18 protein-coding genes are annotated in these 20,636 nt (G+C 60.5%); 5 read left to right on the plus strand and 13 right to left on the minus strand.

Annotation, left to right across the window (positions count from 1 at the left end; translation table 11 throughout):
- Positions 1–118 precede the first annotated feature (118 nt).
- The 8 genes from fghA (ACYVG8_RS09305) to ACYVG8_RS09340 all read right to left on the minus strand — a co-directional run bounded on the left by fghA (ACYVG8_RS09305) (position 119) and on the right by ACYVG8_RS09340 (position 9,674).
- The gene (gene fghA, locus ACYVG8_RS09305; protein ID WP_460745571.1) at positions 119–949 is read right to left on the minus strand and encodes an S-formylglutathione hydrolase; all 831 of its coding nucleotides are present in this window, start codon (positions 947–949) and stop codon (positions 119–121) included.
- 58 nt (positions 950–1,007) lie between these two features.
- On the minus strand, positions 1,008–1,580 hold the full coding sequence (gene gfa / locus ACYVG8_RS09310; protein WP_460745573.1) for an S-(hydroxymethyl)glutathione synthase: 573 nt from the start codon (positions 1,578–1,580) through the stop codon (positions 1,008–1,010).
- A 72-nt stretch (positions 1,581–1,652) separates the two neighbouring features.
- Positions 1,653–2,777, minus strand: coding sequence for an S-(hydroxymethyl)glutathione dehydrogenase/class III alcohol dehydrogenase (locus tag ACYVG8_RS09315; protein ID WP_460745575.1), 1,125 nt, complete (start codon positions 2,775–2,777; stop codon positions 1,653–1,655).
- A gap of 211 nt (positions 2,778–2,988) precedes the next feature.
- The gene (gene yiaY, locus ACYVG8_RS09320; RefSeq protein WP_460745577.1) at positions 2,989–4,122 is read right to left on the minus strand and encodes an L-threonine dehydrogenase; all 1,134 of its coding nucleotides are present in this window, start codon (positions 4,120–4,122) and stop codon (positions 2,989–2,991) included.
- 104 nt (positions 4,123–4,226) lie between these two features.
- Positions 4,227–6,851 carry an excinuclease ABC subunit UvrA gene (locus tag ACYVG8_RS09325; protein ID WP_460745579.1) on the minus strand — a complete coding sequence of 875 codons (2,625 nt, stop codon included), beginning with the start codon at positions 6,849–6,851 and terminating at the stop codon, positions 4,227–4,229.
- Positions 6,852–7,248: 397 nt separating this feature from the next.
- A complete protein-coding gene (fghA, locus tag ACYVG8_RS09330; RefSeq protein ID WP_460745621.1) occupies positions 7,249–8,082 on the minus strand; it encodes an S-formylglutathione hydrolase in 834 nt (277 codons plus the stop codon).
- A gap of 58 nt (positions 8,083–8,140) precedes the next feature.
- Positions 8,141–9,280 carry an S-(hydroxymethyl)glutathione dehydrogenase/class III alcohol dehydrogenase gene (locus tag ACYVG8_RS09335; protein ID WP_460745581.1) on the minus strand — a complete coding sequence of 380 codons (1,140 nt, stop codon included), beginning with the start codon at positions 9,278–9,280 and terminating at the stop codon, positions 8,141–8,143.
- Positions 9,246–9,674 carry a VOC family protein gene (locus tag ACYVG8_RS09340; protein ID WP_460745583.1) on the minus strand — a complete coding sequence of 143 codons (429 nt, stop codon included), beginning with the start codon at positions 9,672–9,674 and terminating at the stop codon, positions 9,246–9,248. Before ACYVG8_RS09340 ends, ACYVG8_RS09335 begins: the two co-directional genes overlap by 35 nt.
- 311 nt (positions 9,675–9,985) lie before the next feature.
- On the opposite strand from ACYVG8_RS09340, the gene ACYVG8_RS09345 reads away from it, so the two are divergent.
- The 3 genes from ACYVG8_RS09345 (at position 9,986) to ACYVG8_RS09355 (ending at position 12,958) form a co-directional block, all read left to right on the plus strand.
- Complete coding sequence (locus ACYVG8_RS09345) at positions 9,986–10,312, plus strand: hypothetical protein (protein WP_460745586.1); 327 nt, start codon at positions 9,986–9,988, stop codon at positions 10,310–10,312.
- A gap of 224 nt (positions 10,313–10,536) precedes the next feature.
- On the plus strand, positions 10,537–11,430 hold the full coding sequence (locus tag ACYVG8_RS09350) for a LysR family transcriptional regulator (protein ID WP_460745588.1): 894 nt from the start codon (positions 10,537–10,539) through the stop codon (positions 11,428–11,430).
- 478 nt (positions 11,431–11,908) lie between these two features.
- Positions 11,909–12,958 (plus strand): hypothetical protein, encoded by a 1,050-nt coding sequence (locus ACYVG8_RS09355; protein ID WP_460745590.1) that lies wholly within the window; start codon positions 11,909–11,911, stop codon positions 12,956–12,958.
- Between the two features lie 195 nt (positions 12,959–13,153).
- Here ACYVG8_RS09355 and ACYVG8_RS09360 read toward each other — a convergent pair whose 3' ends face one another.
- On the minus strand, positions 13,154–13,786 hold the full coding sequence (locus tag ACYVG8_RS09360; protein WP_028498977.1) for a TetR family transcriptional regulator: 633 nt from the start codon (positions 13,784–13,786) through the stop codon (positions 13,154–13,156).
- 233 nt (positions 13,787–14,019) lie between these two features.
- On the opposite strand from ACYVG8_RS09360, the gene ACYVG8_RS09365 reads away from it, so the two are divergent.
- Complete coding sequence (locus tag ACYVG8_RS09365; protein WP_051528788.1) at positions 14,020–15,243, plus strand: arabinose transporter; 1,224 nt, start codon at positions 14,020–14,022, stop codon at positions 15,241–15,243.
- A gap of 62 nt (positions 15,244–15,305) precedes the next feature.
- On the opposite strand, the gene ACYVG8_RS09370 is transcribed toward ACYVG8_RS09365, so the two are convergent.
- The 4 genes from ACYVG8_RS09370 to ACYVG8_RS09385 are packed head-to-tail and all read right to left on the minus strand — an operon-like array spanning position 15,306 to position 19,442.
- On the minus strand, positions 15,306–16,727 hold the full coding sequence (locus ACYVG8_RS09370; protein ID WP_028498979.1) for an isochorismate synthase: 1,422 nt from the start codon (positions 16,725–16,727) through the stop codon (positions 15,306–15,308).
- Positions 16,724–17,029, minus strand: coding sequence for an isochorismate lyase (locus tag ACYVG8_RS09375; protein ID WP_107890063.1), 306 nt, complete (start codon positions 17,027–17,029; stop codon positions 16,724–16,726). The genes ACYVG8_RS09370 and ACYVG8_RS09375 overlap by 4 nt, the downstream gene beginning before the upstream one ends.
- Positions 17,029–17,793 (minus strand): thioesterase II family protein, encoded by a 765-nt coding sequence (locus ACYVG8_RS09380; protein ID WP_112692440.1) that lies wholly within the window; start codon positions 17,791–17,793, stop codon positions 17,029–17,031. The genes ACYVG8_RS09375 and ACYVG8_RS09380 overlap by 1 nt, the downstream gene beginning before the upstream one ends.
- On the minus strand, positions 17,790–19,442 hold the full coding sequence (locus ACYVG8_RS09385) for a (2,3-dihydroxybenzoyl)adenylate synthase (RefSeq protein WP_460745593.1): 1,653 nt from the start codon (positions 19,440–19,442) through the stop codon (positions 17,790–17,792). The genes ACYVG8_RS09380 and ACYVG8_RS09385 overlap by 4 nt, the downstream gene beginning before the upstream one ends.
- Before the next feature lie 226 nt (positions 19,443–19,668).
- Between ACYVG8_RS09385 and ACYVG8_RS09390 the strand changes: the two genes are divergently transcribed.
- Positions 19,669–20,556 (plus strand): helix-turn-helix transcriptional regulator, encoded by an 888-nt coding sequence (locus ACYVG8_RS09390; protein ID WP_028498983.1) that lies wholly within the window; start codon positions 19,669–19,671, stop codon positions 20,554–20,556.
- The last annotated feature ends 80 nt before the right edge of the window (positions 20,557–20,636 follow it).

Here is a 20,636-nt window from a genome sequence, read left to right on the forward strand (position 1 = left end):
CATGGGCACCCGGCGTTTTATCCCGGGATTCAAGGAAGAAGCGGTCCGGCTACAGGCAAATTGCCCGCAGTCCGTGCATGAGCCGGATCGATGTCCTGATCAGCGCGGAGTCAGTTTTCTATCCAGGCAGCGCCCTAGCATGAAACTCCATGTGATCACCGATGAAGCTCGAGACAAAGTAGTAGCTGTGATCGTAGCCCTGCCGAAGCCGCAGTATCAGAGGATGGCCAGCTACCCTGCATGAATCTTCCAGAAGATGAGGTTTGAGCTGGGATTCCAGAAATTCATCTGAAGTACCTTGATCGACCAGGATTGGCAACTTCTCCGTCGCTGACCTGACTAGTTCACACGCGTCATATCGGCTCCATGCTTGACGGTCTTGCCCAAGATATGCCGTAAACGCTTTCTCGCCCCACGGCACCCGGGAGGGCGCGACGACAGGGGAGAACGCCGATACGCTACAATAGCGACCCGGATTTCTCAGTGCTGCTACAAGTGCGCCGTGTCCACCCATGGAATGCCCGCTAATCGATCTTCTGTCGGTAACAGGAAAGTTCGCTTCGATCAGGCGTGGCAGCTCAGTGACAACATAATCGTACATCCTGTAATGCGCTGCCCAAGGCGACTGTGTTGCATTCACATAAAAGCCGGCGCCTGTGCCGAGGTCGTAAGCCGGGTCATCAGCGATACCGTCACCGCGCGGACTGGTATCTGGCGCAACGATGGCCAAACCATACTCTGCCGCATACCGCTGTGCGCCAGCTTTTCCAGTGAAGTTCTGCTCGGTGCAGCCGAGTCCGGATAGCCAGTACAAGACCGGTACATCTGCTTTCAGCGCCTGCTCAGGCAGGTAGATGGAAAAATTCATGGTGCAGCCAAGTACCTCTGACTGGTGCCGGTACACGCCCTGCCAACCGCCGAAACAAGCATGGTGTTCGATCTGTTTCATTCCGATCCCCGGAGAAGAAAAGAGCGGCTGCGCACCGGCGAGCCGCCCTGGATGCCGGCTACAGCATGCCGTTGCGTTTGGCGATGTGGGTTGAGATCGCGTCCATCAACGGGGGGGCGAGAGAGTCGTACGGTGTGAGTCCGAGCTCGTTGAGCCGCGCGCGCACGTCGTCCATCTGCTCCGGTCTGGCCCCTCCGCCTTCGATAATCGAAGAGACAAATGCAGCAAAGCGGGGCTCTTCCCAGCCACTTTCCGGCGATAGCTCAACGTGAATGAAATCCAGGCCGTAGAATGGATGATCATGGTTTTCGATGCGGCCATACATGTGCGTGCCGCACTCCTTGCAGGCATGGCGCTGGATGGTGGCGCCCGGATCGACCACTTGCAACTTTCCGGCATTTTTCGTGACTTCAACTTTGTCACGCGGGACAACGCCGACCACCGAAAAAAGGGCTCCTGCAGGTTTCCAGCATTTGGTACAGCCGCATGCATGATTATGCGCAACGTTACTGCGCACCCGCACTTCCACCTGATCGTTCTGGCAGCGACAGCGGAGCGTACCGCCGCGGAAGTCCGGATCGCCCTTGCGGACTCCCGCATCGACAGACGGATGTATCGTCACAGTGCTCATTTTCAATCCCCCGATTATTTTCAGCAGGATGGGCGCGATGAGGGGGCGCCGGGTACGGCGCCCCCTGGCGTCCTAGTAGTTGATTACGGTACGAATGGACTTGCCCTCATGCATCAGATCAAACGCCTCGTTGATCTGGTCGAGTGGCAGCGTGTGCGTGACGAACGGGGCCAGCTCGATGTCCCCGCGCATGGCGTCTTCCACCATGCCGGGCAATTGTGAGCGGCCTTTGACGCCACCGAAGGCACAGCCTTTCCAGCTGCGACCGGTTACCAGCTGGAACGGGCGTGTAGAGATCTCCTGCCCGGCGCCAGCGACGCCAATGATGATCGACTGGCCCCAGCCGCGGTGAGCGCACTCCAGCGCGGCTCGCATGACATTAACGTTCCCGATGCATTCGAATGAATGGTCGACACCCCAGCCTGTCATGTCGATGATCACTTGCTGAATGGGCTTTTCGTGGTCCTTCGGGTTCACGCAATCGGTGGCGCCGAATGCTTTCGCCAGATCGAATTTTGCCGGGTTGGCATCAATCGCAATGATTCGTCCAGCCCTGGCCTGGCGTGCGCCCTGAATGACCGCTAGCCCAATACCGCCAAGGCCGAAAACAGCCACGCTATCGCCTGGCTGAACTTTCGCGGTGTTGTGCACCGCACCGATGCCGGTTGTAACCCCGCAGCCCAGAAGGCAGATCTGTTCAGGGTTCGCTGCAGGATTGACCTTGGCCAGCGAGACCTCGGCAACCACCGTGTATTCGCTGAACGTGGAACAACCCATGTAGTGGTAAATCGGCTGGCCGTTACAGGAGAAGCGCGACGTTCCGTCGGGCATGACGCCTTTGCCTTGCGTGGCACGCACGGCAATGCACAGATTCGACTTGCCGGATTTGCAGAAGAGGCACTCGCCGCATTCCGCTGTATACAGAGGAATGACATGATCACCAGGTTTGACAGAAGTGACGCCTTCGCCGACCTCCACTACGATGCCTGCGCCTTCATGGCCGAGAACGCAGGGAAAAAGACCTTCGGGGTCGTCGCCCGAGAGCGTAAATGCGTCGGTATGGCAGACCCCCGTATGCGTGATCCTGACCAGTACTTCGCCCGTCCTGGGTGGTGCAACGTCGATCTCGATTATTTCCAATGGCTTGCCAGGACCGAATGCAACAGCAGCACGTGATTTCATGATGATTCTTTCCATCGCGCGTCAGGGCAGGTAATGCGAACAACCGGATGGTTCGGGCTGCACAGCATTGCCGATACGCAGCACACTGGCGCGCGCGGTTGGCCTGGTGTGCCGTGCTGCGGAAATGTCGGCTTCGCGGATTTATTCGGTGCGAGGCCTGCCATTTTCAGTTTGAAAAAACCACGGCCAATGGGTCAGCGTGGTTCTGATCAAACACTGGCGGTACTTACAGCGCAGCGGTGAAAATGGCGCAGATTTCTTCGTGCGAGGCCTGGATCGGGTTGGTCAAACCACAAGCATCTTTAAGCGCATTGCGTGCCAGTTCGGGGATATCCTCAGCTTTGACACCCAGCACCTTCAGCCCGGTCGGGATGCCGATATCGGCCGACAGCCGGCGGATGGCGCGCAGGGCCGCTTCAGCCGAGGCTTCCTTTTCTCCCAGCGCCAGTGCGACGTCGGCCAGACGATTACCTGCCGCCTTGGCGTTGAATTCCTGCACATGCGGCAGCAGGATGGCATTGCAGATACCGTGCGACAGATCGTATAGCCCCCCCAACTGGTGCGCCATGGCATGCACATAGCCCAGTGACGCATTATTGAAGGCCATGCCGGCGAGGAACTGGGCATAGGCCATTTGCTCGCGTGCATCCATGTCTGTGCCATCCTTTACGGCAGGGCGCAGATGGTCGGCAATCAATGAAACTGCCTTGAGGGCACAAGCGTCGGTAATCGGTGTGGCGAGGGTGGAAACGTAGGCCTCTATCGCATGGGTCAGCGCATCCATTCCGGTGGCCGCAGTTAGCGAGGCTGGCATGCCGACCATGGTTTCCGGATCATTGACCGACAGGATGGGCGTGGTGTGCTTGTCCACGATTACCATCTTTATATGGCGGGATTCGTCGGTGATGATGGTGAAGCGCGTCATTTCCGACGCGGTGCCGGCGGTAGTGTTGATGGCTACCAGCGGCAATTGCGGCCTGGACGACTTGTCCAGTCCCTCGTAGTCCTGGATCTTGCCACCGTTCTCGGCCACCAATGCGATGCCTTTGGCACAGTCGTGAGAGGAACCACCTCCGAGCGAAACGACTACGTCGCACTGATTTTCTTTGAGCAGGGCCAGGCCGGCGTTGACATTGGTACTGGTGGGATTGGGCTGCACGCCGTCAAAAAGTACGGACTGGATTCCGGCCTGCTTTAGCAAGTCGACCACCCTGGCTGCCAGGCCGGCCTTGACCAGCCCTTTGTCCGTTACGACCAGTGCCTTGCGAAAACCATCTGCCTTCATGGTATCCATGGCCTGCGGCAGACAGCCTGCCCCCATCAGATTGAATGAGGGGATAAAAAAAGCTGTTATTGACATAACGACCTCCTGCAGCAAGGCTGTCAATATAGACCTCACTGCAGGGGAAAGAATATATCAACCGGCATGCAAAACATTGATTTAAATCAATGTTTTGCTATTAATCAAGTGGCATCGGAAAGCCCAAGAAAATCCTGCAGGTATTGTGCTGTTGCACTTGTCTTGCAGGCGGCCATTTCCGCGGGTTTGCCAGTAGCGACGATGTGCCCACCAGCATCGCCGGCGCCCGGCCCCATGTCGATGACCCAGTCGCTGGCCGCGACGACGCGCATGTCGTGTTCGACCAAAACAACCGTGTTGCCGGCATCAACCAGGGCTTGAAGCTGCATCAGCAGCCGGTCAATGTCGGCCGGATGCAGGCCGGTAGTCGGCTCATCCAGCACGTATAGCGTGTTACCGTGCTGCGCCCGTTGCAGCTCAGTAGCCAGCTTGATGCGTTGCGCCTCGCCTCCCGACAGCTCGGTAGCCGGCTGCCCCAATCGCAAGTAACCCAGGCCGATGTCCTGCATCAGCACAAGCGGGCGATGGAGAGCGGGTTCGTTGGCGAAAAACGTCGTCGCGTCATCGACCGTCATCGCCAGTACGTCGGCTATGGTCTTGTCGCGTAGCTGCACCTTCAAGGTATCGGCATTGTAGCGGCCACCATGGCAGGCAGGGCAGGGCGAATAGACACTGGGCATGAATAGCAGCTCCACACTGACGAAACCCTCGCCTTCGCAAGTGGCGCAGCGTCCCTTGCTGACGTTGAACGAGAAGCGACCTGCATCGTAATGCCTGGCCCGTGCAGCAGGCGTTGCAGCGAACAACTTGCGTACATGATCAAACAAGCCAGTGTATGTGGCCAGGTTCGAGCGAGGCGTGCGGCCGATAGGCTTCTGGTTCACCTGAACCAGGCGGCGGATACCTTGCAAGCCCCCTTCGATATGTCCTGCGGTCAAGCCTGGCATTTTCACTTCGAGCAGATCATTTTCTTCATGCAAAGCGGGTGTGGAAGCGCCGTTCAAACTGAGTGCGTCGGAAATCAGTTCCACCAGGGCCACGCTGATCAGGCTGGACTTGCCCGAACCGGATACGCCGGTTACCGTCGTCAACACGGCCAGTGGAATCCTGACATCCAGCCCGTGCAGGTTGTTGCAATGCAAACCGCTCAGGTGCAACCATGCACGGGGCTTGCGCTGCTTGCCGCGCGGCAGTACCGGGGCGAACAGATACCGTGCCGTCTGCGACGCCTTTACCGCCTGCAGTCCCGCTGGCGCTCCGCTATACAGCACTTGTCCACCAAAAGTGCCGGCGGCAGGGCCCACATCGACGATCCAGTCGGCGCGGCGCATTATCTCGATGTCGTGCTCGACAATGAATAGCGAATTGCCTGCTTCCTTCAGACGCTGCAATGCCGATACCAGTGCATCGCCATCAGAAGGGTGCAGGCCGGCAGTGGGCTCGTCCAGCACATAGACCACACCAAACAAATTGGAGCGGATCTGTGTGGCCAGGCGCAGCCTCTGCAGTTCGCCGGACGATAATGTCGGTGTGCTGCGCTCCAGCGTCAAATATCCCAGGCCCAGGCTTTGCAGTGTCAGCAACCGTGCCAGAATGTCGAGCGCGATACGCTGCGACGCGAGGCGCTTTTCTTCTGAAAGTCCGGGCTCGTGGCGCAAGCCAGATGCCCCGACCGGCGAGGTGGCCCCGGCACCGTCAGGCGGTGCATCCGGAATCGCGCCCTGGGGCATGTCGTCGGCGATCGGCTGCAGGACTTCTGCCAGCCGGACCAAGGGCAAGCGGCCCATCCCGGCGATATCCAGGCCCGAAAACGTAACAGCCAATGCCGCAGCCTTCAGGCGCTTGCCCTGGCAATCGGGACAATCCCGGCCCTCTATGTAACGGGCCACACGCTTCTTCATCAATGCGCTCTGTGTCGTGGCAAAGGTGTGCAGCACGTAGTTGCGCGCACTGGTAAAAGTGCCCTGATAGCTGGGTTCCAGCTTGCGTTGCAAGGCTGCGCGCGTCTGCTGGGGGGTCAGTCCTGCATACACCGGTACCACAGGTTGCTCGTCGGTGAACAGAATCCAATCCCGATCCTTTTTCGGCAGGTCGCGCCATGGCGTGTCAACATCAAAACCCAGCGACACCAGGATGTCCCTGAGGTTCTGGCCGTGCCATGCCGGGGGCCAGGCGGCAATGGCGCGTTCGCGGATCGTCAAGGTGTCATCGGGAACCATCGTCTGCTCGGTCGCGTCGTAGATGCGACCGAGGCCGTGGCAGAAAGGACAGGCGCCTTGCGGCGTATTCGGAGAAAAATCCTCTGCGTACAGCATCGGCTGGCCTGGCGGGTAGGTGCCTGCCCGTGAATACAGCATGCGCAGCAGGTTCGATATGGCCGTCACGCTGCCTACTGACGAACGCGTGCTGGTGACGCCACGCTGCTGCTGCAACGCTACTGCCGGTGGCAGACCCTCAATGCTGTCTACATCGGGTACCCCCACCTGATCTATTAACCGTCTGGCATATGGTGAAACCGATTCGAAGAAGCGACGCTGCGATTCTGCATACAGTGTGCCGAAGGCCAGCGATGACTTGCCGGAGCCAGAAACACCGCTGAATACCACGAACGAGTTGCGCGGAACATCCACATCCACGTTCTTCAGATTATGCACGCGCGCGCCTCGCACGCGGACAAAGCCCGGTTCAGTAACAGCTGCTGAACGATTATCCGGAAAAAGCTCATTCATGCTTTAAGCTTCCTTTTGAGCTTGTCATCTGCAATAGCCAAAGACTCAATGTCATGATACTTCGAGGCGTGATTCCCGCAAGCTGAAATCGTTTTAGCCAGATGTGGAAGCGCATGGTGGTGGCTGACCCGGGCCTGGGTGGGCGCGGCAAGATGTCGCCCACAAAAAGCTGTGAACCCGGCGCAAGAAAAAGGGCTGAAGAACTCCCTGATGGGGGAGCGCCAGCATTTGACATGCCATGGTGATGCTTGAACTGTCCATGTGTTTTTACACCACCCTCAAGTTGGCTGAGACCGGTTCGCCGGTTCCGGTGCTCAGCCGGAAGCGCTGCATGGGTAGCACTCGCTTCCGAAAATAGCGGCAAAAACATGGTGACAAAACCGGTTGAATTACTTGGCTAATAACTCAGGTGCTTCGCATGAAAGCGCAGGTGCTGCTCTATAAAGCTGGCAATAAAATAATAGCTGTGATCGTAGCCTTCCCGGAAATTCAACTCTAGCGGATACCCACTGGCCTTGGCGGCCGCTTGCAACATTTCCGGCTTGAGTTGCTCGGCCAGGAATTCGTCAGTTGTCCCCTGATCCACCAAAGCCGGTACGAATTTATTCGCCTGACGCATCAGCATACTTGCATCGTAGTCTGCCCAATTGCCAGTGTTTTCCCCCAGATAGGCAAACAATGCCTTTTGCCCCCAGGGAGAATTAACAGGGTTGCTGACTGGACTGAATGCCGATACGGACCGATACCGCTGCGGGTTACGCAACGCCAGGACCAATGCGCCATGTCCTCCCATGGAGTGACCAGCAACCGAGCGTTGCTCATTGATCGGGAACAGGGACTCAATCAGCTGAGGGAGCTCATTCAGAACATAGTCGTACATCCGGTAGTGCCGGCTCCATGGACTTTGGGTAGCGTTTATATAGAAACCGGCACCCTTGCCCAAGTCATAGCCCTCGGCGTCGGCCACATCGTCGCCGCGCGGGCTGGTATCCGGGGCAATGATGGCAATGCCCAGTTCAGCAGCGACACGCTGGGCACCTGCCTTGTGCATGAAATTTTCATCGGTGCAGGTCAGCCCTGATAGCCAGTACAGTGCCGGCACTTTTTTGCCACTGGAGGCCTGGGGGGGCAGGTAGATGGCAAAGCGCATCCTGCAATCCAGGGCGCTGGATTGATGGCTGTATTGCTTGTTCCAGCCATCGAAAACCTTGTTGCAGCTTAGCAGTTCAATGCTCATGACAGTCCCTCATGACAGCGGCCGCCAGCCCTCGGGCAGGCGGCCGCTGGTGTTACTTGTCGAAGTGGATAACGGTGCGAATGCTCTTGCCTTCGTGCATCAGATCGAAGGCCTCGTTGATTTCTTCCAGACCCATGGTGTGGGTAATGAAGTCGTGAAGCTTGAACTCGCCTTGCATATAGCGATCCACGATGCCCGGAAGCTCGGAGCGACCTTTGACCCCGCCGAAAGCCGAGCCTCTCCAGACCCGACCGGTGACCAGCTGGAACGGGCGGGTCGAGATCTCCTGCCCGGCACCGGCGACACCGATGATCACCGACTCACCCCAGCCCTTGTGACAACACTCCAGGGCGGAGCGCATCACGTTGACGTTGCCGATGCACTCGAAAGAGTAATCGACGCCACCATCGGTCAATTCGACGATGACATCCTGGATGGGTTTGTCATAATTTTTCGGATTGATGCAGTCGGTTGCGCCAAGTTTTCGGGCCAGCTCGAATTTGCTTTCGTTAATATCGATGGCGATAATCCGGCCTGCTTTGGCCATGGTTGCCCCGATAATGGCTGAAAGACCGATGCCGCCCATCCCGAAAATGGCGACGGTGGCACCTTCCTCCACCTTGGCGGTGTTCATCACTGCACCCATACCGGTGGTGACGCCACAGCCAAGCAGACACACTTCATTCAGTGGCGCTTCTTTGTTGACCTTGGCCAGGGAAATTTCCGGCAGCACAGTGTATTCGGAAAAAGTGGAACAGCCCATGTAGTGGAAAATGGGCTGGCCGTCTTTGAAGAAGCGCGTGGTGCCGTCAGGCATCAAACCCTTGCCCTGGGTCTCGCGAATTTTCTGGCACAGGTTGGTCTTGCCCGATTTGCAAAACTTGCATTCACCACACTCGGGGGTGTACAGCGGGATTACGTGGTCACCTACCTGAATGCTGGTAACCCCTTCGCCTATCGATTCCACGATACCGCCACCTTCATGGCCGAGGATCACTGGAAATATCCCTTCAGGATCATCACCAGACAAGGTAAAGGCATCGGTATGGCAGACGCCAGTGGCAACCATGCGTATCCGCACCTCACCGGCTTGTGGCGGCATGACGTCCACTACTTCGATGGATAATGGCTGATTAGGGCCCCAGGCAATAGCTGCTTTAGATTTGATCATCTGAGTCATTTGATACTCCATGCGTTAGTGCCTGGGCCGGCTTGAAGCAATACACGGCAAGCTTGTTACCGTCAGAATCGCGGGTATAGGCTGCGTAGGCATTGGCAGCCCAGTCACGCGGGCCCGGCGCTCCTTCATCCGTGGAACCGGCCGCCATGGCCGCTGCGTGGAAAGCATCAACGGCGGCGCGGCTAGGTGCTTCAAAGCTGACCGTTACGCCGTTACCTACACTGGCTGGTTTGCCATTGGCAGGCTTGAGCACGAAGAAGGACGGTGCATCTTCGCCCCAGATTGACCCGTTCTCTCCCAGGTCGGTGATGCGCTTGTATCCCAGCGGCGCAAGAATATTGTCATAAAAGATGCGCGCTTTGCCAAGGTCGTTGGTTCCGACAGTCACATGCGTAAAAATACTCATTTTCGGCTCTCCGAAAAATAGGAATCAAAGGGACATCGACGGATTGCTGTGCGGCCACAGCCTGATTCGATGGATGGATTTTATTCTCACCCAAAAAAATGATAATCCGGGCAAATGTAAAAATACTTTTTCTTCTTGGTAATAATATGAGGTTATGCTGCCAGGGTACCCGGACAAGGCAGATGACTTTTGCCAACGCCCAGTACGCAAGCAAGTGCAATAGCCACCAAAGAGTGGGGCCTGATTTAGCCCCCACCCCAGCGTGATGGATGTGTCCACAGGCGGCCAGGGGGGCGTACATCGGGTTCAGTGTGGCGGACATTCCGGACGAAACCATCATCTTGAGCGTAGCGGCGCCAATCAGGGGGATCACGGTCCAGGGCTATACCAGCGGCCGCCACGAGGTGCTGACGATGGCCAAGGGCCGCTGGCAAAAGCTTCCTGGTGTTGTTGCACAGCTGCAGCACTGCTTGTACTGTCTGCGGCTGGGCAGTGAGCAAGGTCGTGACGCCGGGTCTTGTTGGCGGCGCCAAGAAAAATGGAGAAATCCGATGCTCTTGTACTCCTGTAATATGAAATTGGGTCGTTACGAGGTGCTGATGAGAGATAAAATTATCAGGAATAAGCGGGCGATCTGATGGTCTTGGCCGATTCATCGCTTTCAATATCAGCAGAGGCTGAAGCCAGCCAGAAATACATGACTGCTTCAGGCCTTTCCTGGCGCGTTCAGTTCTGTATTTGCCTGTTGGCAGGTAACTAAAATCGATCTGAAAAATTATAACCAGATCTCAAATTGCTCTCCCATTAAAGCTTGGCATAAATGTGGCATTGCATTTTTGGGGCTTGATTACGAGGGCTGATCATGTTTTTGTGGGAGGGAGTGAGTGAATTTGTGGCAGTCGCCGAGACAGAAAGCTTTACGCTTGCGGCTAAAAAATTGGGAATATCTACCGCTCAGGTCAGTCGTCAGGTCAGTGCACTGGAAGCCAGGCTGTCAACCCGGTTACTTTATCGTACCACTCGCAAAGTCTCTGTCACCGAGACTGGGCAGATCTATTTCCTTCAATGCCGGCAAGTACTCGATGGTTTGGAGGAGGCTGAGCGCACTATTACCAACCTGCAGCTTGCGCCAAGAGGTAAATTAAAAATTACGGCTCCCATAGCTTATGGAGAGAAAACTATAGCGCCCCTCATCAATGATTTCGTGCTTCTTTATCCGGAACTTGAAGTAAATTTAATTCTGACCAACCAGACATTGGATTTGATTGCAGAGGGGTATGATTTGGCAGTGAGGCTTGGCAAGCTGGATGACTCCAGCATGATTGCGAGGCGACTGGCCTCAAGAACCCAGAATGTATGTGCTTCTCCATATTACCTGTCAAGAAAAGGAACCCCGTACTCGCTATCTGAGCTAGAACAGCATAACTGCTTGCAAGGTAATTTTGACTACTGGCGCTTCCAGGAAAACAATAAATCCAGAAGCATTAAAATTAAAGGCAACATTAAATGCAACAGCGGCTGGGCTCTGCTCGATGCGGCATTGAAGGGCGTGGGAATTATTCAACTTCCTGATTACTACGTTAAGCCTTATATAGATTCCGGACAGCTGATACCGTTATTGGAGCAATATCGGGAGTCAAATGAAGGCATATGGGCGGTTTATCCGCACAATCGGCATCTGTCGCCAAAGGTCCGCATGCTATTGGATTATTTTGGCGAATCAATCGGCAATGCGCCTCCAGGTGAACCTCAATGACGGCAAGGGAGTTTTGATAGGTGAACTCTATTGCATGCATGGTTTGATTTTCAGTTTTATATGGATATCCATCGGTACTGATTGCGCGAGTAATCAATAACGCAATCATGCGTATTCCTTGAAACTGGGTTTGCTCCATACGTCGTGAGCGTGCTCAGATCCTTTCCACGCTTAAGGCATTGCCTGCTGCCGGACTAAGGGTAACAGCGCCCGATACACCAAGATCCGGGATGGAGAAGGTGGCAGCATGCGCCTGGGTTACAAGACCGAGGACAAGCAATCCCTTGAGAAGCCGTAATCTCATGAAGTGGTATCTGCCTGCCGGTTACTCGGTGGTGGAGCAGGTTGCCGGCATGACTCCCGCCCTGGCAGGGCAATGCCTTTTTGTCTGCCCGATTTCGTGTATCGTGGCCACACATAACCGGTAAACCCGCGTATGACGAGTCTCAAACCGGAGCAATGCTTTATGGAAATCGGCGTGCAGTCAATTCTGCTTTCATGGTTTTGCCACCCCAGCCTTCGGCGCTGGCTGCTCCTGCTGGCCGGGGGATTGCTGTGCGGGCTGGCGACCGTTTCACAAGCCGCCCAGCCGGCTCCGCGCTGTGGTGTCTACAGCAACAGCCAGCTGGGCGAGATCCATGTGCTCAGCCCCGATCTGATGCAGCGACGGGTGAAAGACAGCACGCCTGAACTGCTGCATTACCAGCGTGTCGACGGTCAGCTCAAGGTGTTCAATCTGGACCTGGGAATCGGTGATGCCTACAAGCTGCTGGACGATGGCCGCGCCATCGACACCGGGATGGACTTTGTCTACACCCTGACCCGGCCCTTGTCCTGCCAGCCGCCGATGCCTGCCGCGACGAGCGTGGCCGGGCAGACCTGCTGGAAAGATCTTGATGGATGCGGCCAGAACAGCATTCAGGCCAGCGACAAGGATTTGCGGGACATGTGTGCAGACCGGCTGTGGTTTGCCTGCACCCGACTGTTCGCGGGCGAGCCGGCTGCCTGGCTGCAGTCTGCGCTTGCTGCCGGGTCGCTGCCCAAACCCCTGCCGGCCGACCGGCTGGAGGAGGCCGCGCAGATATGCCTGAAGGGCATGTCCGGCGCCGTATGCAAGGAAGCCGCGAACGTGAACTGGGATGCCGGCCGTTACCTTCAGGCCCGGGCGTTGCTGCGCCATGCCTGTGCCGCTCCGCTTGCCGACCCGACTGCCTGCCTGGCAGCCGAAGGCATGGCATCACTGACCGGGACCGCACTGGCTGCGCCTGCCCCGGCCGGGCTGCCCCGGGGCCGCTTCAGATCGGATACCGGACTTGCCAGGGACATCACGTTTGGTGACAGCGGGCAGGTGACCGGTTTTGCGGGCCTGGTGATGCAGGCCCGGCTGGAGCATGGACTCATCCACATGCGTCACAACCAGGGCGGGGATTTCATCCTGCGCCGGGTGGGCGAGGGCACGCTGATCGGTCTGGACATGTGGAACCGTCTGTCTGTTTACGAGGCACAGCCCGACAGCCCGGAGCGCTAGTGTGCCGCCTGGCTGCTGCCGGCAGCGCCACCGTCACGCGTGCTTCCGTACACTCGGCGCGAGCTGGCGCGGCGCCCGGCCCTGAGCTGCGCCAGCATGCCCGTCTGCGCTGACCCGCCAGCAAGAGCGTTCCGCGTTTCCTGGCCGCGAATATGACAGCGCTGGCGCGAGCCCCTTGTTTGGGTCCGGCTTGCCTCAATCCTGCTGAATCGATCGAACATAGGCACAGAACATATCGGCCAAGGCATCGGAGTAGGCAACCATTTCCGCTTTTGTCCGCCGGGTGCGGGAAAAACTGCTGCCGACGGTGCCAAGCGTGGTGGAGATCATGTCGCTGGCCAGCTCGCGAGAGGCGGGGGCCGCATCGGGTAGCAGCTGTTCCATGAATGCGCCGAACATCCGGTCGCTCTCCGCCCGTATGGCTTTTGCCTCCGGGCTGTCCCGGTAGAACGGTGCCGCGTCATTGAGCGCTCCGCGAACCTCTGCTTCCTCGCATTCGGAACGGATGAATGCGTGAACCAGCGTGCGCAGCCGCGTCAGCGGCGGTGTCGCCGTGTCATCGAGGATGCGGCGCAGCATGTCCAGCGTTTGCTGCCATTCGTCGCTTTGCAGCCTGAACAGGATTGCGGCCTTGTTGGGGAAGTACTGGTACAGGGAGCCAATGCTGATTCCGGCCTTCTCGGCCACGCGTGCGGTAGTGAACCGGGTGGCGCCTTCCCGGGCCAGAACCTGAGTTGCTGCCTGCAGCACTGCACTCACCAGCTCGTTCGAGCGGGCTTGTTGCGGCTGCTTTCGTGAGGAAACATCGGGGTTTTTGCTCTTCGGCATGGTGTGGTTCCAGCAAGTCGGCAAATGCGAATAGAGAATGCGACTGATTGATCGCATAATTTGAACGCGATGAATTATTCGCATTGTTCCACGGAACCTGAACGCCCTCAACAACGGCACACCCATGTCCGCCTTCTCCTGTTCTGGTCGACCTTGTTCCGTCGGGCCACTCACAACCTGACACCAGGCCGGCCGTTCTGAATGCTGGCCGGTCACTGCACGAAATATTCAACATGGAAAAAAACACTTCGCACCATGCGGCGGCGGCGCTGACCCCGCCGGCCCCCCGCGTTCTGATGAAACTGCTGCCGCTCACGATGACCGTGTTCATCGCTTTCCTCACCCTCGGCATGCAGCTCCCGGTGCTGCCGCTGTACCTTCATGATTCACTCGGGATGGGCACGCTGGTGGTCGGTCTGGTTATCGGTTCGGAATTTGCTGCAGCTTTGCTTACCCGTGCCTGGGCGGGCAATTTCGCCGATATGCGCGGTCCGAAGAAGGCGGTCGTGGCGGGAACCGTTGCGGCTGCCTCATCGGGGCTGGCCTACCTGGTGTCGCTGGCATTTGCTGATGCGCCAGAAGTGGCCGTCTGGATCCTGCTGGCCGGGCGCATCCTGCTGGCCTTCGGGCAAAGCCTGATCGTGACCGGTTCCATGGGCTGGGGTATCGGCCTGGTCGGGCCGCAGAACGCCGGCAAAGTCATGGCCTGGAATGGTATCGCCATCTATGCCGCGTATGCGTTCGGTGCGCCGCTGGGGGTGGCCGTGAGCGCGCAGTGGGGTTTTCACGGCATCGCCGTCTCCGCCGTATTCATCCCGCTGCTGGCGCTTGGCATTGTCGCCGGCGTCAAAGGCGTCGCGCCTGCCGCACAGCGCCGTACGCCGTTCTACAAGGTGCTCGGCGCGGTGTGGGTGCCGGGGACAGGGCTGGCCCTGTCGAGCGTTGGTTTTGGCCTCATCACCGCTTTTATCGCCTTGCTGTTCGCAGCCCGGGGCTGGGACAACGCATCGGCAGCCTTTACCGCTTTCGGGGTGGCTTTCATCGCCGCACGATTGCTGTTCGGGCATCTGCCCGACCGGGTCGGCGGGGCGAAGGTGGCGCTCGTCAGCGTGATCATCGAGGCCGTCGGTCAGTTGCTGATCTGGGGAAGCGATGCCGCCGCCGGCGCATGGCTCGGTGCCGCGCTGACCGGCTTCGGCTATTCGCTGGCTTTCCCGGGCTTTGGCGTGGAAGCACTGCGCCGCGCACCGCCGCAGACCCGCAGCCTGGCGATGGGGGCTTATGCGGCGTTCCTTGACCTGGCTCTTGGTCTCACCAGTCCGCTGGCCGGTGCGCTGGCCGGCGCCTGGGGCATCGGCTCGGTCTATCTTGCCGGGGCGGTGACCGTGGGGTTGTCGGTGTTCGTCGCCTGGCGGTTGCTGGTGACAGAACCGGCCAGGACAGCCGTGCATGCCTGATTTCCTGAAGCTCAGGCATTGACGCGCCGTTCCCCGCCGGCGGGTGGCGGGGAACGGCGCATTCAGGCAATAGCAGTGTCCTGGCTTGCCGTGGCAAGCAGGGCTTCCTGCATGGCGGCGAGTTTCAGGCAGGTTTCCCGGTATTCGAGCTGCGGGTCCGAGTCCCCCACCAGCCCGCAGCCGGCGAACAGGACGCCGCCTTGCCCGGGAGAGAGCAGGGCGGAGCGCAGCGCGACCAGAAAGTCGCCGTTGCCCTCGCCATCCACCCAGCCCAGAGGGGCGGCATACCAGCCGCGGTCCATGCCCTCGTGCCGGCGGATATAGTCCAGTGCCGCCGCGCGCGGGTAGCCGCCCACCGCCGGTGTCGGGTGCAGCGCCTGGACCAGTCGCAGGATGCCCGCGCCATGGGCCAGCCGGGCCCGGATGGGGGTGTTCAGGTGCTGCACACTGGCCAGTTGCTTCAGTACCGGCGTTCCGGGTATCTCCAGGGTTTCGCTGCAGGGTGCCAGCGCGGCGCGGATCGCGTCGACCACCAGCTGGTGCTCGTGGCGGTCCTTGGCACTGTCCAGCAATGCCTTGCCGAGGCGGGCGTCTTCCCTGGCGTTGGTGCTGCGGGCGGCGGTTCCGGCGAGCGCGTGGGTCTGCGCTTCCCCCCCGCGTACCTGCACCAGACGCTCCGGCGAGGCGCCAAGGAAGCAGCTGTCGCCGCGTCTGCAGGCGAACAGCTGGGTGTTGCCGTGCTGCCGGCGCAGGTATTCGATGACGTGCCAGGCTTCGATCCCGCCCAGCGGCTGGTTCTGCGAGCGCGCCAGAACAACCTTGCCAAGCTGCCCCTGACGGATGTTGCGGACGGCTTCGGCCACCTTGCTTTCCCAGTCCCTGCGTTCCTGTGCCGAAGCCCCGGTGTGCGGACTGCCCGCCGCGGGCTGTCCTCGCCTCCGGGCCGGCTGGCGCAGTCGCCGCAGTATCGAGTCGTGGCGGATGGCCAGGGTCAGGGCATCGTTCCCGGCCTCCGCCAGTTGCTGGCAGAGTACCCGGCAGGTGTCGCCCTCGCGCAGCACGGTCAGGCGGGCGAGATCCAGGCTGGCGTCGCCGAATGCCTGCCAGTGTTTCTGGCGGGGACCGGCCGGGTCGAAACGGAAGCCGCCGCACAGGCGTGGCGCCAGCGGGCCCTCGACGACGGCATGCCGGCACAGGGCCTGCCAGTTTTCCTCGATCCGGACAAAACGCCGCTCACCATGACCATCAAGTTCCAGGGCGCGGTCCCAGGCAAAGAATGCGAGGCCGGGCTGCCGGCCCTCCCAGTAGAAAAATGGCGTCTGACCGTCATCCATGGTGCCGAATACCTGCAGCGGGTCGAGTGGATCGATCCCGAACGAGACCGCTGCCAGCACCGGATGACCAAGTACCTCGGCCCGGCGGATGGCGCGCTCGAAAGTGTGATGCAGGAGCGGCAGATGCTGGCTTGCGACCGGGGAACTCATGCGATCCCCCGGGTCTGCCGCCAGTACTTGACCTGCTCGTCGATGTACCAGTGGATGAGCTGCGAGAAAAGGGTCTCGGCAAAGGCCGGATCGAGGCCGTTCTCCTCCGCCCAGCGGGCGCGTGCCGGGAGCATCGCGGCCACGCGCTCCGGCGCCGGTATGGCGGCCTCGGAGGCCTTGAAGCGCGATGCGGCCCTGACGTATTCCATGCGTCGGCCAAGGGCCTGGATGATCTCATGGTCGATCCGGTCGATTGCGTCGCGGACCTCGAGCAGGCTGCTGCAGTTTTCAGGCGTTGTCATCAGGCAATTTCCCGGAAAAGGGTTTCGGCGTGGCCGAGGCGGCACAGCAGGTGTTCGATCACGGCGGCGCGTTGTCCGACCAGATAGAAATGGCCGCCGGGAAAACGCTTCAGCGTTGCCCGCTGCCGGCCGGCAAGGTCCCAGCCCTGCGCTTCGTCGCTGCTGGCTTCTTCGTCGCGATCGCCGAGCAGGACATCGACGGGGCAGGCCAGGGCGACCGGCCGGGCGCGGCGATAGGTCTCGATCACCTGGTAATCGGCACGCAGGATGGGCAGAAACAGGGCGCGCAGGTCCGCATCCTCCAGCAGTTCGCTGGCGCCTCCCTGGCGGCGGATGTCGTCCAGCAGCGCGGCCTCGTCACCGCGGTGCAGCTCGCCACCACGCTGCAGGTGCGGTGCCGGCAGGGCGGAGACGAACAGGTGGTGCGGCGGCAGGCCGGCGTGTTCCAGCTGCAGGGCCGTTTCGTAAGCCAGCGCTGCGCCGAGGCTGTGGCCGAACAGCACCAGCGGCGCGTCGGCGAACTCCCGCAGGGCCAGGGCGGCGCCTTCGGCGAGGGGGGCCATGCCGGTCGACGGCGTCTCGTTGAAACGGTCCTCCCGGCCCGGATACTGCATCGCCAGCAGGTCGATGTCGGCGGGCAGCCGTTCCTTCCAGGCGGCAAAGAAACTGGCGCTGCCGCCGGCGTGGGGGAAGCAGACCAGACGCAGGCGCGGCATGGGCGTCAGGCGGAAGGGGCGAACCCAGGTTTCGGCGGGATGGCTCATGCGCGCGCCTCCAGTTCCTGGCGCAGGCATTCGCGCAGCGTCTTCTTGCTGATTTTGCCGATGCCGGTCTGCGGAAAGGCCGCCACCAGCTCGATGCGGTCCGGCACCTTGAATGCGGCCAGGCCCTGGCTGTGCAGGTATTGCCTGAGTTTCAGCGCCGAGGGGGCAGGCTGACGCGGAATGACAAAAGCGCAGGTACGCTCTCCGAGCAGGCTGTCCGGCATGGCTACCACCGCAGCGTCGTGGACCTGGGGATGGGCGATCAGCAGATTTTCCACTTCCTCGGCCGCGATTTTTTCGCCGCCGCGGTTGATCTGGTCCTTGTCGCGCCCCTCGACAACCAGATAGCCGTCGGCCCGCCGGCGCACGCGGTCGCCGGTACGGTAGAAACCGTTTTCATCGAAGGCCCGGGCGTTGTGTCCAGGCAGCCGGTAGTAGCCCCGGATGGTATACGGGCCGCGGACCCGCAGTTCGCCCACTTCCCCATCGGCGACATCATGGCCTTCCGCGTCGACCACCCGTATTTCGTCGGCCGGTGACAGGGGACGGCCCTGGGTTTCAATGAGGCGTTCGGGAGGATCATCCAGCCGGGTGTAGCAGACCAGCCCTTCTGCCATGCCCAGGACCTGCTGCAGCCGGCAGCCGAGGACCGGGGCAATGCGCCGTGCCGCATGGCTGCCCAGCTTCGAACCGCCAACCTGGAGCAGGCGCAGGCTGGAGAGGTCGGCCTGGCGGCTGGCCTGGGCATCGAGCCACAGCATCGCCAGCGGCGGGACCAGGGCAACATGGGTGACCCGCTCGCGGGCGACAAGCGGAAAGCAGTGCTCGGGGTCGGCGCGCTGGCTGACCACCACGCGTCCGCCGGCCAGCAGGGTACCGATCACACCGGGGCAGCAAAGCGTGAAATTGTGCGCCATCGGCAGACCGGTCAGGTACACCGTGCTTTCGTCGAAGCCGCAGAGTGCGGCGCTGGCGCGCACGTTGTAGAGGTATTCACGATGGCGCCGGGGGATCAGCTTCGGTGTGCCGGTGGTGCCGCCGGAGAGCTGGAAGCAGGCGATATCTTCCGCACGGGCCGCGCATTCTTCCCGCGGAGAAGCCTGATACAGCGGTGCCATCGACTGCAGCGGCGCATCGGCCATGCCGTGGATCAGGGCCATGGAGCAGGCGCCTTCGTCCAGCAGCGCACGGGCCATGGGGCGCGGGTCGAAGCCGTCTGCCTGCCCGGCTCCGATATAGGCTGCCGCCCGGGCGAAACGGCAGAAGCCGGAGATTTCATGCTGGCGATGGGCCGGGAGGGCGAGCACCGGGCGCACGCCGAGCTGGAACAGGGCGAAGCAGGTCTCGACAAAGGCGATGCTGTTGGGCAGGTGCAGCACCACATTGTCTCCCGCCTTCAGCCCGGCCTGATGCAACCCGGCCGCCAGGCGACGGCAACGTTCGAGCAGTGCGGCATAAGTGATGTGGTGACCGTCGGCACTCAGTGCGATCCGCTGCGGATGGCGTTCTGCGCTGATGGCCAGCGCGCCGGCGAAATCCTGTGTCTGCCAGTAGCCGGCCTCGATATAGCGCCGGATGAACGGCTCGGGCCAGTCGGGGGCGTCAGCCGGGGGCTCGATGGCAGAAGCGGGGAGGCGCGAGGAAGTCATGAAATCTCCGGTGAATACCTGATTGATATTTTTTGTAAATGATATTTGTTATCATTAAGCAACAAACAGGGACCGTGCAAGCCCGCTCCTTTCGACTGCCGGGCTTTTTCATTCGATTCATGGGCGAAGTGACCGAAGCGCCATCCGCTTGCGCCAGAAGTCCCTCCGCATTCACCTATCCCGAAGGGGCTGCCGTGCCGGCGGTCTCCGGGGAACAGGAAACCCGATGACCATCACCATCATTTCTCCCCGTTCCGATGACGCCGCCTGCGTGCCCGGCAACCGGCCCGGTGTCGCGCACATCGATCCGGACATCAAACTGGTAACCGGCACCTTGTGCTCGGCCAGCGAAGACTGGTTCGAGGAACCGCTGGAACGCGGGCTGCGGCTGATCCTCGTGCAGAGCGGGCAACTGCGCTGCCGGATTCCCGGGCAGCCCGAGCACCTGATCAAAGGGCCCAGCCTGTGCACCATCGCCAGCGACGGCGATTTCACGTCGACACAGATTTACGGCACCGAAAAGCCCCTGCGCTACACCATCGTCCAGCTCGGTGTCGAAGCCCTGAACGACCGGGCCGGCTGGTTGCCCGAGCCTCTGGTGCGGCGCCCGGGAGGGGACCCGAGGATCATGAGCTGCCCGGCACCACGCGCCATGCAGGCGCTGGCGTCGCAGATCGCAACCTGCCAGATGTTCGGTCCGACCCGTGACCTTTACCTCGGCGGCAAGGCCATGGAACTGGCCGCGCTCAGCGCCCAGTTTCTTTCCGGCGAGGCGGGCGCGACCGAGGCGCCGCGCATCGCCTGCCCGGAGGTCGAGCGCATTCACGCCGCGCGCGACCTGCTGGTGGAATCCCTGCAGGAACCGCCGACGCTCGACGCACTGGCGACCCGGGTCGGCATGAACCCGCGCAAGCTGACCGTCGGCTTCCGCAAGGTGTTCGGTGCCAGCGTGTTTGGCTACCTGCAGGAATACCGCCTGCGCGAAGCGCACCGCATGCTGTGCGACGAGGAAGTCAACGTTTCGACCGTGGCGTACCGGGTCGGTTACAGTCCCGCGCATTTCTCCATCGCTTTCCGCAAGCGATACGGTATTTCCCCCAGCGAGATCTGCTGAGGCGGTGCCCCGGGGGCGGGGAAGGGCGCCGGCGTCACGGTGACGTCGGCGCCCTTCCCTGCCCCCGGGGCATTCATGAG

This window comes from Microvirgula curvata, assembly GCF_054781615.1.